This is a genomic window from Sphingomonas sp. 179-A 2A2 NHS, from assembly GCF_045371305.1.
Lineage (GTDB): Bacteria > Pseudomonadota > Alphaproteobacteria > Sphingomonadales > Sphingomonadaceae > Sphingomonas.
Map to the genome: position 1 here is coordinate 565,351 of NZ_JBIQDE010000003.1, position 14,966 is coordinate 580,316.

The following is a 14,966-nucleotide window of genomic DNA, read 5'->3' on the forward strand; positions in this document are numbered from 1 at the left end:
CATCCCCTGCCCTGCCCTTTATGCCTTCATCTAGCCGGCGCGCACCTCGCGGAACGGTATGGTGCGGTCGACCTCCGGTTCCTTCGGCAGCCCGAGCACGCGTTCGCCGATGATGTTGCGCTGGATCTGATCCGTCCCGCCGCCGATCGAGGTGAAATAGGCGTTGAGCGTGAGGAAGTTCGCATCCTCGGCGCGCGGATGATCCGGCCCTTCCAGCAGGCTTTCGGGCCCGAGCAGCATCGTGCGCACGCGCGCTTCCTCATGCAGGATGCGGCTCATCGCGAGCTTGCCTAGCGACATGATCGAGGATGACGTGCCCTGCGCCAGTTCCGCCTTGGCGCGTGCGGTGTTGAGCTTGTTCAGCACGCGCCAGGCGATCACCTGTGCCACGTCCTGCCGCACGACGGGATCGTCGAGCCGCCCGGCCTCTTTTGCCAGACCGAGGAGCGAATAGTCGCCCTTCGGCCCGCCGGCGCCGGAGCGCGGACCGCGCGCCGCATCGCCCATGACGGAGCGCTCGTAGGCGAGCGCGGTCTGCAGCACGCCCCAGCCGCCGTTGAGCGGACCGAGCAGATTTTCCTCGGGGATGAAGGCATTGTCGATGAACACTTCGTTGAAGTGCGCTTCATCGGTGATCTGGCGCAGCGGGTGCACCTCCACCCCTTCCTGCTTCATCGGTAGGAAGAAGAAGCTGATCCCGCGGTGCTTGGGCACGTCCCAATCCGTGCGGGCGATCAGCATGCCATAGTCAGCGACCCGGGCGCCGCTGGTCCACACCTTCTGCCCGGTCACGCGCCAGCCGCCATCCACCTTGTCCGCGCGGGTACGCACCGCAGCAAGGTCCGATCCCGCGCCGGGCTCCGAATAGAGGAGGCACATGCCGACTTCGCCGGCCAGGAGCTGCGGCACGATCTTGCGCTTGAAGCTGTCGGTCGCATGCGCAAGCGCCGTATTGGCCCAGAGGTTGGAGCGATCCTGCCCGGCCCCGGGCGCACCCAGCTTCGCAAAGGCACGCTCGACGATCTTCGCCTGATCGTTCGAAAGGCCGCGCCCGTGCCATTCGGGCGCCCAGCGCGGGACGGCCCAGCCGGCGTCGCGCACTTTCGCGAGCCACTCGCTGCGCGGATCACGGCCAAAGCTTTCGTGGTGGGCCGGAACGCCCTTCCAGTTTTCTGCGAGCCAAGCTTCGACTTCGGCCTGGAGCTGTTCGTCAGTCATGGTCATGCCTGCGCCTCCAGCGCCCGGATGTAGTTTTCCCGCCAGACATTGCTGTCGCCGAACAGCTGCGCGCCCGATCGCGCGCGGCGGAGGTAAAGATGGGCGGGATGTTCCCAGGTGAAGGCGATGCCGCCGTGCATCTGGATGCCGTCCTTTGCCACGCGGACGAAAGCATCGGCACAGGCGAACGCCGCGAGAGCGATCGCCGCATCGGCCGTCGGCGAGGCTTCCGCCAGTTGACGCGCTGCATCGCGCGCCGCGGAAGTAGCGGATTCGCTCTCGAGCAGCAAATCCGCCGCCATGTGCTTGATCGCCTGGAAGCTGCCGATCGCGCGGCCGAACTGGTGGCGATCGGTGGCGTAAGCGACCGTGATCTCCAGCATCCGGCGCGCACCGCCGGCCTGTTCCCCGGCGAGAGCGATGATGCCGAGGTCGCGTGCCGCCTTGATGCGGGAGGCGGCGCCGACCCGGGTTCCGGGGCCGCGAAACGCAACATCGGCCATCCGCCGCGTTCGATCGAAGACCGGCAGCGGCGTAACGTCCGCGTCGCCCCGCTCGACCGCGAAGACGCCCTCGTCGCCCGCGACGATGATCACGTCGGCAACCGCAGCGTCGGGCACGAAGCGCGCGGTGCCGGTCAGCCGGTCACCCTCAAGTCGAACATCGCTTCGGCGAGCCCAGTCATGGCTGCCCACAAAGGCCACGGCGGCGATGCGCGAGCCGTCGACGATGCCGGGCAGATCTGGCGCGAGCGTCGTCGCGATGGCGGCGGAGATGAGCGGCGCGGGCAGTAAGACGGCTCCTGCCTCCTCCATCACCAGCCCGAGTTCGATCGGGCCCAGCCCCGCCCCGCCGGCGGCTTCCGGCGCGACCAGGCCGATCACGCCTAGTTCGGCGAGCGCCTGCCACAGCGCGGGATCATGCCCGCTCTCGCTATCCATCATCCGGCGAACATCGGCCTCGGTGCACCGATCAGCGAGCAGCCGGCGAACACTGTCGACCAGCGCCGCGCGGTCGTCGGCGTCGAGCGTAATTGGTGATGCGGGGGGACGCACCAGCGTGTCTGTCATGCAGCCTGCTTTCCTGTCTGTGCCTTGGCGCGGCGTTCGCCCTTGGCAATTTCCTTGTGAAGATCAGCGACGTAGCGCGCGAAATCGACTTGGATCGTGTGCCGCTGCGACTTGTAATAATCGCCGAGCTCGCGGTCCTCGTCCTCCTTGGTGACCCGCTCCATGACCGCGACGGACGGCAGCGCGTACCGCCCGGTCATGAAGCCGGCGACCAGCTTCGACTGCTGTTCCGCGAAGTTGACCAGCGTCGGCAAGGGCTGTGCCAGCCCCATGAAGAACAGATCATGGATGCCGGGGATCACCATGCGCTTGAACAGCGGGAACCGGTTCTGCGCGTCGGGCAGCAGCTTGGGATCATCGAAGAAGGGGAAGCTGATCCTGTAGCCGGTGGCGTAGATGATCGCGTCAACTTCCTCGACGCTATCGTCCTCGAAGCGGACGCGGTTACCCTCCAGCGCCTTGATGTTCGGCTTGAACTTGATGTCGCCGCAGCTTGCCCGGGTCAGGAACTCGCCCGAGACGCTGGGGTGTGCGTCGAGCGGCTCGTGGTCCGGCTTGGGCAGGCCGTAATCCTCCATCCGGCCGACCAGCTTCTTTACCGCCCGGCGAGCGAGCGCCTTGCCGATCTTGCGCGGGATCCAGGTGGGCATGGCCGATTTGTCCATCGGCTTGCCGCCCGCCATCTTGGGGAGCACCCACACACCCCGCCTGGCAGAGACCCAAAGATTCTTCGCCAGGTGCCGCTGCGACAGCTCGCTCGCGACGTCCATCGCGGAATTGCCCATGCCGACGACGACGACGTTCTTGCCGCGCAGGTCCACCGGATCATACGGGTCGCGATAGCTGTGGACGTGGAAATGCGGGTTATCGAAGCTGCCGGGATAGCTCGGCACGTTCGGATCCCAATGGTGGCCGTTGCACACGAACAACGTCTCATATTCGCGGGTCTCGCCGGTCGACAACGTCACCACCCAGCCGCCGCCCTGCTTGCGCTCTGCCTTCTTCACTTCCGTATTGAAGGTGATCAGCGGCCGCAGGCCGAAGTGATCGACATAGTCGCGGAAATATTGCCACAGCTGCGCGTGGCTCGGGAAATCGGGCCAGTCGGCCGGCACCGCATAATCCTCAAACGCCAGCCGCCACTTCGACGTGTCGATGTGCAGCGACTGGTAACAGGCGGATTTTCCGTTGGGGTTCTTGTAGTACCAGTTGCCGCCGATATCGTCTGACATCTCGAAGCAGTCGAACGAGATTCCCTCGTCTTTCAGCCGCTTTGCGGTCGTGAAGCCCGAGCAACCCGCGCCGATGATGCAGGCGCGCTTCCTCTCCACCATGTCCATCTCCCCAGCCGCCCTCTTCCCGCGGCCATAACCAAAGTTATGATGGCCCGAAGCGAGCGCCGAATCAACCGGCCCGCACGAGGGGAGAGCAGGATGCGGTTCAAGGACAAGGTGGCGCTGATCACCGGTGGCGGCTCCGGCATCGGCGCCGCAACCGCGCGCTTGATGGCGCGAGAGGGCGCGCGCGTCGTCGTGGTCGATCTCATTTTGGACGCAGCGCAAGCGGTCGCTCAGGAGACGGGCGGCCTGGCGCTCGCGGCCGATGTGGCGGATCGCACAGCTGTTGAGGGAGTCGTGGCCAGGACCGTCGAGGCGCACGGCCGGATCGACGTCCTCGTCAACAACGCCGGCATCGGATGCTTCGGACGGACGCCTGATCTGGAGCCGGAGACCTGGGAGCGAGTGATCGCGATCGACCTCAACGCAGTGTTCTACGCCTGCCGCGCGGCAATTCCGCACATGACAGGGCGGGGAACCGCGATCGTCAATACCGCGTCGATTTCCGGCATGGGCGGCGATTATGGCTTCACCGCCTACAATGCCGCCAAGGCCGGCGTGATCAATTACACGCGTAGCCTGGCAGTCGATCACGCGCGCGAAGGGATCCGCGTCAACGCGCTTTGCCCAGGGCTGATCGCCACCCCGCTGACGGCAGGTGCGAAGGCGATGCCGGGCCTGGAGGAGGATTGGCATGACACGATCCCGATGGGCCGCGCCGGCACACCGGAGGAGATGGCAGAAGTGATCGCCTTCCTCGCGTCGGATGCCGCATCCTATGTGACCGGCGCGGTTTTCGTCGCTGACGGCGGGCAAACGGCCTGGACCGGCCAGCCCAATCTCTTGCGCTATGCCGCGGCAGCCGCTGCTGCGGCGACCCAAGGAGCGACCGCATGACGCCAAGCTGGAACCCGCCCGCTGACAGCGGCATCTCGATCCGCGAAGTTGCGGCCAGTGGCCGCGTCTTCGAAGTGGCCGAGGCAGGGAGCGGCGATCACCTTGTCCTGTGCCTGCACGGCTTTCCGGAGCTGAACTTCTCCTGGCGCTACCAGATGCCGCTACTGGCCGAGATGGGGTATCGCGTCTGGGCGCCTAACCAGCGAGGCTATGGTGCATCGTCGCGGCCCAAGGGAGTTGCCGCCTATCGTTCCGATCTGATCGTCGAGGACGCCGCGGCGCTGTTCGACGCGAGCGGGGCCAAGAAGCTGACGCTGATGGCGCACGATTGGGGCGGCGCGATCGCCTGGCTCTTCGCGATCGGGAAGAAGCGGCCGATCGAGCGGCTGGTGGTGATGAACCTCCCCCATCCCCTGTGCTTCGCCGAAGCGCTGAAGCACGGCCCGCAGCGCAAGCGCAGCTGGTATGTCGCCTTCTTCCAGCTTCCGTTCCTGCCGGAATGGTCGCTCGGACGGAACGATGGGCGCGGGATCCGCGAAGCGTTCCGTGGCATGGCGATCGACAAGAGTCGCTTTCCCGATGAGGTGCTCGACGTCTACGCCAAGGCGGCGCAGCGCCCGGGCGCGCTGACGGCGATGGTGAACTGGTATCGCGCCGCGCTGCGCAATCGCAACGCCATGGCGCTTGGTGACGGCAAGGTGGACGTGCCAACGCTGATCGTCTGGGGTGAGGAGGACAAGGCGTTGGGGCTGGAGACGCTCGACGGCACCGAGCGTTATGTGAACGACCTCACGATCCGTCGCCTCCCCGGCGTGTCCCACTGGGTGCAGCAGGAAGCCCCCGAGGCGGTGAACGAGATCATCACAGAATGGCTGCCGCCGGCATGACCGGCGCCGCAAGGAGACGGCCGCTGAGGAAAGCCCACCGGAAATATCGGGTCAGGTCTTCGCCCGATCAGGCGATTTGCCGGAACGGCAGCTGAACTGCTTTCCCATCCATCTGCTGCGTCCTTGCCGCGCCGCCACCTTAGCCATAGCGTTCTGGCATGACGAAACTCACGCCCGTCGCCGCGCTGGCCGTATTCTGGTTCATCGGCATCATCGCCGGGGAGCCCGGTATCTGGTTCCCGATCGGCGTGCTGGCGATGATTGCCGTCGCGATGTTCCAGAAGCGCCAGGGCTCGTCCGGGCTATAGCAAGATCAGCGCGCGATGACGTTCCCATCGCTGCGCGTCACTTCATGCCATCAGCGCCAGTGCGTCGCAGTCGATCGCCTGCGCGCAGCCGCCGCGGGCCATCGCCAGGAACATCGCGTCGCCGCGCTCCGTCCGCTTGGTGGAAGCAGAGGCGAAGACCGCGGTGGACACGCCGGACAACAGGGTCAGGCGGTAATCGCGGTAGAGATCGTCATAGCCATAATCGCTGACGCCAAAGCCGCGCAGTTGATCGAGATAATATTCCAGCAGGTGCCGCTCGTGCGCCCGGCGATCCTCGATCGATAGTGCGAGACCCAGGAAATAGGCGACGTCGACGGCGCCAAGCCCGATCGACGGCGATTGCCAGTCGAGCACCGCAAGCGGCACCTCCCCGCCGCGCGCGTCGAACAGCATGTTGTCCAACCGGAAATCGCCGTGGGTGAGCGTGAAGCTGGTGGGCTGCGGCATCGGCGCGCTCGCCAGAAGCGCGCCGTAGCGATCGCATACTGCCATATATTCCGGCTCAAGCACGCCATCATAGCGGCGATGAAACTCGGCGAGGCAGTCCGGGAAGACGCTGATGACGAAGTCGCGCGCGCCGCTGGTGTCCAGGAATGCATGGTCGCGAAGCGTCGCATCGTTCCAGCGCGGCCCATGCAACGCGGCGGCCTGCTCCATCGCGCGTTCGGCATCGGCGAGCCCGCAGCCCGTCAACTGGTTGCCGGGGCGGGCCGGCGTCAGATCCTCCATCAGCAAGGCAAAGGTGCCGTCCGAGGGGTCATGTTCGATCGAGATGGACTTGGGGGACCGGATCGCCACCGTGTCGGCGACATGGCGGTAGAAGCCGACTTCGCGTTCATAGAGGCCGAAGCCGGCACCTGTCTGCCGGCTGGTCGGATCAGCGCTGGCGAACTTGCCGACGAACGACGCAGGCGCGCCCTCGTCACGGTCATATTCCACCACGAAACGGATTGAATCGCCGAGCATGCCGACGCCCACCGGCGTCGCCTCGACCGACGAGACGCTCGCCTCGCGCAGCACACCGGCGCCGCGCAGCCGGCCGGTCAACCAGGCGGCGTCGACTGCGCTCCCCTCAAGATCCGCGGCCATCAGCAGCCACCATCGCAGCGGATTACGGTGCCCGTGACGAAGCTCGACGACGGGCTCGCCAGGTACAGGGCGCTCGTCACGATCTCTTCCGGGCGGCCGGGGCGGCCCGACGCGCTGTCGGTCTTCTCGCGCGCTTCCTCGGTCCACGCCTTGGCGATATCGGTCAGGAACGGCCCGGCGGCGATGGCATTCACGCGCACCTTCGGCCCGTATTCATGCGCCATGCTTGAAACCATCGCGTTCAGCGCCGCCTTGGCGCCGGCGTAGGGCACCACCATCGGCGTCGGCCGCAGCGAGGCGATCGAGGAGGTGGCGAGGATCGCGCCGCCCTCGCCTTGCGCCATGCGGTTGGCGATGTTCGCCATCAGGCGGAACGGGCCCTTGAAGTTCAGGCCGACGACGCTGTCGAACAAGGCTTCCGACACTTCGTGGCTCGGCACCAAGGGCCCCATGCCGGCATTGGCGACCAGGATGTCGAGCGTGCCGAACGTGTCCCAGGCGGCGTCCGCCAGCCGGTCCATCTCATCCCATTTGCCCGCGTGGGCGGGGATCGCCGCTGCGCGCCGGCCCTTCGCCTTGATCTCCGCGACGACGGCCTCGCATGCTTCCGCCTTGCGGCTGGAGACGATCACATCCGCGCCGGCGTCGGCGAAGGCGAGCGCCATTTCACGCCCCAGTCCGCGCGAGCCACCAGTAATCAGCGCGACCTTGCCCGTCAGATCAAACAAGGGGTGGGGTTCGGCCATGCATCATCTCCTCGTGCCGCCGATCGTAAGCCGGCTGACTTAGCTGCTGTTAAGCCGATTGCGCGGCGCGCTGCAAGCCAGGCCCCCGATTCCTACATGGAAGACGATGGGAAGAGTGAAGCGCAACCGGGGCCTTGCAGAGGCCGCAGCCCGGCAGGCGGCGGAAGCGGCGCCGCCGGCATGTGCGCTGTGCGAGCGGCCGCTCGGCACCCGGATCGAGTGGCATCATGTCGTGCCGAAGAGCGAAGGTGGCCGCGAAACGGCGCCGCTACACCCGATCTGCCACCGCGCGATCCATGCGGCCGAGGACAATGCGCAGCTGGCGCGGCTCGGCTCCCTCGAAGCGGTTCGCACCCTGCCCGCCATAGCGAGGTTCCTGCGCTGGATCGCAGGCAAGCCCGCAGACTTCCACGCGCCAACGCGCAAAAATATGTCGCGATAACTATTGCGCGCAATCTAGTATTGCAATATATAAATGGTGAGCGCGATGCTTATCATCCGCCTTGAAAGGAGATGTCATGAGCCACTTGTACACGACCAAAGTTACCGCCGTCGGCGGTCGCAGCGGCACCATCAAGAGCGAGGACGGCATCCTCGACCTCCAACTCGCCATGCCCAAGGAACTCGGCGGCAAGGGCGGCGCGACCAACCCTGAGCAGCTGTTCGCCGCTGGCTATGCTGCCTGCTTCGAGAATGCCGTGATCCACGTCACGCGCGGCAAAGCGGACAAGGTGCGCGACAATGACATCGAAGTGACCAGCGAAGTGGGCCTGCTGCCGACTGACCAGGGCGGCTTCGGATTGGCCGTTACGCTCGACGTCACCATCGCCGGGGTGGATCAGGCGAAGGCCGAAGAGATCGTCCAGGCCGCACACGCCGTTTGCCCCTATTCGAATGCGATCAAGGGCAATGTCGACGTGAAGCTGAACGTTTCGACCCGTTGATTGGCCGCGTGACGGCGCCGCCCAGCCGCGCCGTCACGTCGCCAGCAGCGAATCCCCGCGCACCAGCGTGCGCAGCGCAAGCCCCGCTTCGCGAGCGCGGTCGAGCGCAAGCCGTGTCGGCGCGGAGATCGTCGCGAGCAGCGGGCATTCGGCGAGCACCGCCTTCTCCACCAGCTCATAGGAACAGCGCGAGGTGAGCAGCGCGAAACCGCCGTCCCACGTGAGGCCGGCGCGCATCATCGCGCCGATCAGCTTGTCGAACGCATTATGCCTGCCGACATCTTCGCGCACGAGGCGGATGACGCCCTCGCGGGTACAGGCTGCCGCGCCATGCACCCCGCCGGTGGCCGCATTCAGCAACTGCGCCGAGCGAAGGTCCTGATAGGCGCGGAACACCGCCGCATCGTCGCCATCCCAAGTCGTGGCGCCCGGCAGCGGCCGCAGCGCCTGTGCCAGCGTCTCCACCCCGCAAATGCCGCAGGACCCGTCCGATGTGCGATGCCTGACGCGATCGCTGATCCGCGTGGCGACGCGATTGGCCAGCGACACGCGGGCGACGATCCCGCCGCTGGTCACATGCAGATCGACCCCGCGAACATCATCGGCGTCGTCGATCAGCCGTTCGCTGCGCGCGAAGCCATAGGCCAGATCCTCGATATCTGCTGGCGTCGCCATCAACACTGCATAGGCGATGCCGTTGCACTCGATCGCGACGGGCAATTCCTCGGCGACCGCGCGCTGAGTCGCGCTGTCACCGCCGTCGACCGCCACGCGGCGAAAGTCCTGCGTGGCGGCCGAGGCCGGGATCGCACTATCCGTCATAGCCCGTACATTGGGGATACGGACCGGTGACGGCAAGCGCCAGGCTCAGCCGGCGAGATCATCCTCCAGCGCCTGGATCAGCGCACGGTTGAACGCGGGGATGTCGTCGGGCTTGCGGCTGGTGATGAGGTTGCCATCGATCACCACCTCTTCGTCCGCCACATCAGCGCCGGCATTTTCGAGATCGGTGCGGACCGAAGGCCAGCTCGTCACCCGCCGCCCGTCCACCACATCGGCCTCAACTAGCAGCCACGGGGCGTGGCAGATGGCGGCAACGATCTTTTCGTCGTCCATGAACTCGCCGACGATCGAGACGGCGCGATCCTCCATGCGCAGCTTGTCGGGGTTGCCGACGCCGCCCGGCAAAAGCAGCGCGTCGAAATCCTCCGTGTCGACCTGATCGAGCGTCAGATCCGGAGTGATGGTGCGCGTGGGATCGCTGTCGTGCTTCACGCCCTGGATAGGGTCGGTCTTGATCGAGGCGAGCGTTACCTTCGCGCCCGCGTCGAGCAACGCCTGGCGCGGCTCGAACAATTCGGAATCCTCGAACCCGTCGGTCGCGAGAATCAGCACCCGAGCCTGGGAAAGATCGGACATGTTGGGGGCAACTCCTGTGTCTGGAATGGCGCCTCAACCAACTGGCGTCGTTCCGCGTTCCGGAACCCTGCGATGGCCCGCGCATTTCCCGAGCCACGCGGAGGTAGCAGGTGGAAACGTCAAGGATCGTCTATCACGACGATGAAGAGCCCGGCATCACCCGGCGCAAGATGCGCTTCGGCTGGGCCTATTTCGATCCCGATGGCGCACGGATCACCGACCGGGACGAGATCGACCGGCTGAACGCCATCGGCCTGCCGCCGGCGTATCGTGACGCGTGGTTCTGCCCCGACCCGGACGGGCACATCCAGGCAGTCGGCTGGGACGAGAAGGGCCGCAAACAATATCGCTATCACGCCGATTTCCGCGCCGCGCGGGAGGACGAGAAATACAATCTGTGCGCCGCTTTCGGCCGTGCGCTGCCGAAGCTGCGCGAGCGGGTCGAGGCCGATCTGCGCCAGCGCGGCCACAGCAAGGAAAAGACGATTGCCGCGATCGTGAAGCTGCTCGACATCGGGCATCTGAGGGTCGGGAACGAGATCTACGCCAAGAGCAACAAGAGCTTCGGCGCGACCACGCTGCGCGATCGGCACGCGAAGATCCGCGGAAGTACGCTGAAGCTCCAGTATCGCGCGAAATCGGGCAAGCTGAAGACGCTGACGATCAATGACGGCAGCCTCGCGCGCTTCGTGAAGAAATGCCAGGATCTGCCGGGCCAGAAGCTGTTCCAGTACGTCGACGCCGATGGATCGCCGCGGCCGGTCACCTCGTCGGACGTCAACGCCTATATCAAGGAAGCGATGGGCGAGGCGTTCACCGCCAAGCACTTCCGCACCTGGGGTGCGAGCGCGATCGCCTTCGAGGCACTGGCGCAGGCGAAACAGGACCTGAGCCTCAAGACGCTGCTAGCCCCGGTGACGGAGCGGCTCGGCAATACGCCGGCGATCGCGCGGAAATCCTATGTCCATCCGGCACTGATCGCGCTGGTGAAGGATGGTCAGGCGGCTTTTCGTGCGGCACTGAACCTGCCGCGCTCGACAAGGTGGCTGAGCCGGGCGGAACGCGGCCTCATTGCGTTCCTTGAAACCGGTGAGTCGGAAGGCGAGCGAAAAGCGGCGTAGAAGAGGTATATGGCAGCCAAGAACAAGACCGATCCCCTGCCGAACATTTCGGCGGATGAGATCCAGCATCAGGTTCACACCTTCTGGACCTCCAGCGCAGAGTGGATCGGCGATCACTGGCTGCAAGTGGCCATTGCGATTGCGGTAGGCACAGGCGTCGCGCTCGCGCTGTTGTGGCTGCGCAGCCTTGGCCCGCGGCTGGCGCATCGGTCCGCCTCCGGCGCCGGATGGTCGGCGATCCTCGGACGCGCGATCCAGCGCACCGGCACCTTCTTCATCATCATGGTCGCGGCGAAGCTGGTCTCCGGATACACCGATCCGCCGCTGATCGTCACCAAGACGATCGATTTCCTGTTCACGCTGGCGGCCGTCTTCCAGGCGGCGATCTGGGCGCGCGAGCTGATCCTGGGCGCGATCGAGCATCGCACCAAGTCCGAGAATTACTCAGGCGAGGCGCTGATGAACGCCATGGGCCTGATCCGCCTGCTGGTGACGATCGTCGTGTTCGCGATCGCGCTGGTGGTGGTGCTCGACAACCTTGGCGTGAACGTCACCGGCCTTGTCGCAGGTCTGGGCGTGGGCGGTATCGCGATCGGTCTCGCGGCGCAGGGGATCTTTGCGGATTTGTTCGCGGCGCTGGCGATCATCTTCGACCGCCCGTTCCGGCGCGGCGATTCTATCAGTTACGACAGCAGTTCGGGGACGGTCGAGGAGATCGGTCTCAAGTCAACGCGGGTGCGCGGGATCAACGGCGAAGAGCGCGTCATCTCGAACAAGAACTTGCTCGACAAGGAAATCATCAACAATTCGCAGCGCGATCGACGTCGCACAAAGCTGGCGATCGGCGTTGCTTATGAGACCAATCCCGACCTGCTTGATCGACTGCCTCAGATCTTGCGCGAGGTGGTCGAACAACAGGACGAAGTGTTCGTACGTTGCGGATTCGTGCAGTTCGGCGCGTCGTCGGTCGATTTCGAGCTGGAATTCGATACGTCGCATGCCGATTACCAGAAGGCCTATGACGCGCGGACCAAGGTGGGATTGGCGGTTTTCCGCCGTTTAGGCGCGGAAGGGATCAGCATCCCCTATCCGACGCAGACCACCTTCACCGCCGCGCCGGACGGCCGGCTGGTGCTGCCTTACCCCGATGTTTTGCCGGTCAAAGATGTGGGCCAGATGGCGCGGCATGGCGAACAAAGTGCATGAATGGCGGATCATGGCAGCATGATGTGCAGCAGGTGCAGCGCCTCGGTTTCCTTGTGAACCCCAAGTTTGGCGAACAGCGCCCTCAAGTGACTGCGCAGCGTTTCGCGGGTGATGCCACGCTGGGCGCAGATCGCCGCGCGGCCATGGCCGGCGCGAAGCAGCAGCGCGACCTCCGCTTCCGCGGTCGTCAACCCATGATGATCGCGTAGGAAGGCGATATCCGCCGCGGCGCTGCCGCCGCCGGGGCGGTTGACCACTAGGATCGCGAAGGGCGCGAAGCCCATGTTCCATTCGCGAGCCGGGAGACGATGGAGCTTCAGCACCATCATCCCCGCGCCGGTGCGCACGATGACATTGCCGAGCAAGGTGCGCTGCGCGGCGACCGCATTGCTGGCGGACGCCAGGCGCCGATCATCGGCCTGGACCGGCAATGTCACGCGGCCGCCCTCGAGCCGCATGACGCCGTCGCGCAGCAAGGCCTCCGCCGGGCGCGTCATGGCGTGGACGGTCATCCGCTGATCGAGCACGAAACAGGCGATATCCATCGCCTCGAAACTTCCGGCGATCAGCTGGTGCGCCTCCTGCTCGAGCGAGGTCTGCAGCGCAGTGGCGGCGGCGGCACTGTCGACGGCGCGGGCGAAGATATCGATCGCCTCGGGCGTCGTCGGCCCGGTGCGGTGCGAGCGCAGCAATGCAAAGCCGATCAGACCGCGATCATCGACCCGCACGTTCGTCTGGCAGCCGAACAGGATATCGAGATCGCGGCATAGATCGAGATAGCGATCGTCCCGCAGCAGGGGCGTCACCGCCTGATAGCGATCCTCGCGGATGATCTGGCCGACGGGCGCATCGAAGCCAGCGGCGACGCGAAAGTTCGTGTCGGGCGAGACCATGCCGTCGGCGTCGGCAAGCTGCCGCTCCGCTTCCGTCAGGCCGTTGGCCCAGTTGAAGCCGAGCGAATAGCCGGGGCCGATGCCGATCAGCTGGGCGTGATCGGAACCCGTCGCGTCGGCGAGAAGTTCGAGTGCATCGATCCAGCGCTGCGGCTGAACTGCCGCGGCGAGGAATGTATCAGTGATCGCGTTCCACTGCCCCACAAGCGCTCCGCCCGAATGTCTTGCGTTACCGCAAGAAACGACGCAGCGCCAGTAAGACGAGTTGCTTAGCGGCGTCCGAACATCTTGTTCATGAAAGCATCCGCCGCCTGGCCGAACGCCTCCGCAACTTGATCAAGATTGGCAGTGCCGCCCTGACCTGGTTGCTGAGGATTGTTGTTATGACAGGCGGCGGGCTGGGCATCGGCGGCGGCGGCCTGCGACGGCCTGGCCGCACCACGCGCCTGCTTCGCCGCGACGGCGGCCGCGGCCGACGCCGCCATGGCAACGCCCGAGGCGAGCGCCTGGCGACCGGCAGGCGTGTTGACCTTCTCGATCAGCGCCTCGCCCGCACGGCGTGCTTCCTTCGGCACCTTCACCCCCCCGATTTCCTTGGGGATGCGGAAACCCTTCTTGCCCTTCTTCGCCATAGCGGTCCTGTCCATGAGGTGTGTCGCGGATATAATACACGCAGGCAAAGCTTCAATACGGGCGCGTCAATAGTCCCGCACCTTGCCGCGCCCGGCCTTCACCGCGCTGCGGCCCTTCTTCTCGTCCACCCGCTTCGCCTTGGCGGCGCGAGACGGCTTGGTCTTCACCCGGCGCGCCTCCCGCTCCTCGGCCTTCGCGAGCAGCTCGGCCAGCCGCGCGCGGGCATCGGCGCGGTTGCTTTCCTGCGTCCGATAGCGGCGCGCGGTGATGACCAATGTGCCGGATGATGTGAGCCGTGACCCCGCCAGCAGCTTCAGCCGGCGGAAGGTTTCGGGATGAAGGCCAAGCTTGAAGACATCCACCCGCAGCTGGCAGGCGGTGGCGACCTTGTTGACGTTCTGTCCGCCGGGGCCGGTCGCGGCGAGGAAGCGTTCCTCGATCGCGTCCTCCGGCACCTCAGCCATCGGCGCCCGGCGCCGCGACGTCTGCTTCCGAGAAGCCGACTTCGGAGAAGCGCGGCGGCCAGGGCGCCTCGGCGCTGACATCGGGCTTGCCCGGACGCGGCACGATCAGCGTCGCCGCGTGCAGCATCATGCCGGCCTTGTGCGCGCGGCCGTAGACGGGATCGCCGACCACCGGAACGCCAAGCCCCTCCAGCGCATGGACGCGGATCTGGTGCGTGCGGCCGGTGGCAGGGCGGAATTCGACCAGCGCGCGATCGTCGCGCACCTTGAGCAGGCGCCACGCGGTGCGCGCGGATTTGCCCGCGGCATCGCGCGTCATCCGCCAGCCGCGCTCGGCACTGGAGATCTTGCCGAGCGGGAAATCGATTTCGCCGCCTTCGCCTTCCGGCACGCCATCGAGGATCGCGAGGTAACGCTTCGTCACCTGCCCTGCCTCGAACGCCTGCTGCAGCCGGGCGTGCGCCTTGGGATTGCGCGACAGGAGCAGGCAGCCGCTGGTGTCGCGGTCGAGGCGATGCACCGGCTGCGGCCAGCGGCGGAAGCCGAAGGTGAGGTTCGCCATGTGATTCTCGAGGCTGATCGAGCCATCACGCGGCCGATCGACCGGCAAGCCCGCCGGCTTGTCGATCACCAGCGCTTCGCCGTCGAGGAAGAGTACCCGGTCACCTATCATGCGCCCGCCCTTGCCATCGTGGGGCGCCGGAGGCCAGAGA

General features: G+C 66.0%; 18 protein-coding genes. 7 read left to right on the forward strand and 11 right to left on the reverse strand.

Annotated features, from left to right (window positions below; all coding sequences use genetic code 11):
• Positions 1-30: 30 nt before the first annotated feature.
• Genes ACH0AE_RS09070 through ACH0AE_RS09080 form a run of 3 tightly spaced genes read right to left on the reverse strand, consistent with a single transcriptional unit; the run spans position 31 to position 3,622 of the window.
• Complete coding sequence (locus ACH0AE_RS09070; protein WP_294442086.1) at positions 31-1,224, reverse strand: acyl-CoA dehydrogenase family protein; 1,194 nt, start codon at positions 1,222-1,224, stop codon at positions 31-33.
• On the reverse strand, positions 1,221-2,288 hold the full coding sequence (locus tag ACH0AE_RS09075) for an acyl-CoA dehydrogenase family protein (protein WP_294442085.1): 1,068 nt from the start codon (positions 2,286-2,288) through the stop codon (positions 1,221-1,223). The genes ACH0AE_RS09070 and ACH0AE_RS09075 overlap by 4 nt, the downstream gene beginning before the upstream one ends.
• On the reverse strand, positions 2,285-3,622 hold the full coding sequence (locus ACH0AE_RS09080) for an NAD(P)/FAD-dependent oxidoreductase (protein ID WP_294442084.1): 1,338 nt from the start codon (positions 3,620-3,622) through the stop codon (positions 2,285-2,287). The genes ACH0AE_RS09075 and ACH0AE_RS09080 overlap by 4 nt, the downstream gene beginning before the upstream one ends.
• A 99-nt stretch (positions 3,623-3,721) precedes the next feature.
• Here ACH0AE_RS09080 and ACH0AE_RS09085 point away from each other — a divergent pair, with 99 nt between their 5' ends.
• The 3 genes from ACH0AE_RS09085 (at position 3,722) to ACH0AE_RS09095 (ending at position 5,717) form a co-directional block, all read left to right on the forward strand.
• Positions 3,722-4,522: an SDR family NAD(P)-dependent oxidoreductase gene (locus ACH0AE_RS09085; protein WP_294442083.1), complete on the forward strand. Its 801-nt coding sequence runs from the start codon at positions 3,722-3,724 to the stop codon at positions 4,520-4,522.
• Entirely contained in the window at positions 4,519-5,409 is an 891-nt protein-coding gene (locus ACH0AE_RS09090) for an alpha/beta fold hydrolase (RefSeq protein WP_294442082.1), read from the forward strand. Before ACH0AE_RS09085 ends, ACH0AE_RS09090 begins: the two co-directional genes overlap by 4 nt.
• A gap of 158 nt (positions 5,410-5,567) precedes the next feature.
• On the forward strand, positions 5,568-5,717 hold the full coding sequence (locus tag ACH0AE_RS09095) for a hypothetical protein (RefSeq protein WP_294442081.1): 150 nt from the start codon (positions 5,568-5,570) through the stop codon (positions 5,715-5,717).
• A 42-nt stretch (positions 5,718-5,759) separates the two neighbouring features.
• On the opposite strand, the gene ACH0AE_RS09100 is transcribed toward ACH0AE_RS09095, so the two are convergent.
• Complete coding sequence (locus ACH0AE_RS09100) at positions 5,760-6,827, reverse strand: phosphotransferase (protein ID WP_294442080.1); 1,068 nt, start codon at positions 6,825-6,827, stop codon at positions 5,760-5,762.
• Entirely contained in the window at positions 6,827-7,573 is a 747-nt protein-coding gene (locus tag ACH0AE_RS09105; RefSeq protein WP_294442079.1) for an SDR family NAD(P)-dependent oxidoreductase, read from the reverse strand. The genes ACH0AE_RS09100 and ACH0AE_RS09105 overlap by 1 nt, the downstream gene beginning before the upstream one ends.
• 106 nt (positions 7,574-7,679) lie before the next feature.
• Here ACH0AE_RS09105 and ACH0AE_RS09110 point away from each other — a divergent pair, with 106 nt between their 5' ends.
• Positions 7,680-8,015: an HNH endonuclease gene (locus tag ACH0AE_RS09110; RefSeq protein ID WP_294442078.1), complete on the forward strand. Its 336-nt coding sequence runs from the start codon at positions 7,680-7,682 to the stop codon at positions 8,013-8,015.
• A 76-nt stretch (positions 8,016-8,091) separates the two neighbouring features.
• Positions 8,092-8,517, forward strand: coding sequence for an organic hydroperoxide resistance protein (locus tag ACH0AE_RS09115; protein ID WP_294442077.1), 426 nt, complete (start codon positions 8,092-8,094; stop codon positions 8,515-8,517).
• 33 nt (positions 8,518-8,550) lie between these two features.
• Here the strand turns inward: ACH0AE_RS09115 and fdhD are convergent, their stop codons facing one another.
• Positions 8,551-9,339: a formate dehydrogenase accessory sulfurtransferase FdhD gene (gene fdhD / locus ACH0AE_RS09120; protein WP_294442076.1), complete on the reverse strand. Its 789-nt coding sequence runs from the start codon at positions 9,337-9,339 to the stop codon at positions 8,551-8,553.
• A gap of 45 nt (positions 9,340-9,384) precedes the next feature.
• A complete protein-coding gene (locus ACH0AE_RS09125) occupies positions 9,385-9,936 on the reverse strand; it encodes a type 1 glutamine amidotransferase domain-containing protein (protein ID WP_406875666.1) in 552 nt (183 codons plus the stop codon).
• A gap of 170 nt (positions 9,937-10,106) precedes the next feature.
• Here ACH0AE_RS09125 and ACH0AE_RS09130 point away from each other — a divergent pair, with 170 nt between their 5' ends.
• Both ACH0AE_RS09130 and ACH0AE_RS09135 read left to right on the forward strand, forming a co-directional pair.
• Positions 10,107-11,057, forward strand: a complete 951-nt coding sequence (locus ACH0AE_RS09130; RefSeq protein WP_294442102.1) for a DNA topoisomerase IB — start codon at positions 10,107-10,109, stop codon at positions 11,055-11,057.
• Between the two features lie 9 nt (positions 11,058-11,066).
• Positions 11,067-12,263 (forward strand): mechanosensitive ion channel family protein, encoded by a 1,197-nt coding sequence (locus ACH0AE_RS09135; RefSeq protein ID WP_294442074.1) that lies wholly within the window; start codon positions 11,067-11,069, stop codon positions 12,261-12,263.
• Positions 12,264-12,271: 8 nt separating this feature from the next.
• On the opposite strand, the gene ACH0AE_RS09140 is transcribed toward ACH0AE_RS09135, so the two are convergent.
• From ACH0AE_RS09140 to ACH0AE_RS09155, 4 genes are all read right to left on the reverse strand, one after another.
• Complete coding sequence (locus ACH0AE_RS09140) at positions 12,272-13,360, reverse strand: helix-turn-helix transcriptional regulator (RefSeq protein WP_294442073.1); 1,089 nt, start codon at positions 13,358-13,360, stop codon at positions 12,272-12,274.
• A gap of 65 nt (positions 13,361-13,425) precedes the next feature.
• Positions 13,426-13,803 carry a hypothetical protein gene (locus ACH0AE_RS09145; protein WP_294442072.1) on the reverse strand — a complete coding sequence of 126 codons (378 nt, stop codon included), beginning with the start codon at positions 13,801-13,803 and terminating at the stop codon, positions 13,426-13,428.
• 51 nt (positions 13,804-13,854) lie between these two features.
• The gene (gene arfB / locus ACH0AE_RS09150; RefSeq protein WP_294442071.1) at positions 13,855-14,253 is read right to left on the reverse strand and encodes an alternative ribosome rescue aminoacyl-tRNA hydrolase ArfB; all 399 of its coding nucleotides are present in this window, start codon (positions 14,251-14,253) and stop codon (positions 13,855-13,857) included.
• A complete protein-coding gene (locus tag ACH0AE_RS09155) occupies positions 14,246-14,926 on the reverse strand; it encodes an RluA family pseudouridine synthase (RefSeq protein WP_294442070.1) in 681 nt (226 codons plus the stop codon). The genes arfB and ACH0AE_RS09155 overlap by 8 nt, the downstream gene beginning before the upstream one ends.
• Between the last annotated feature and the right edge of the window lie 40 nt (positions 14,927-14,966).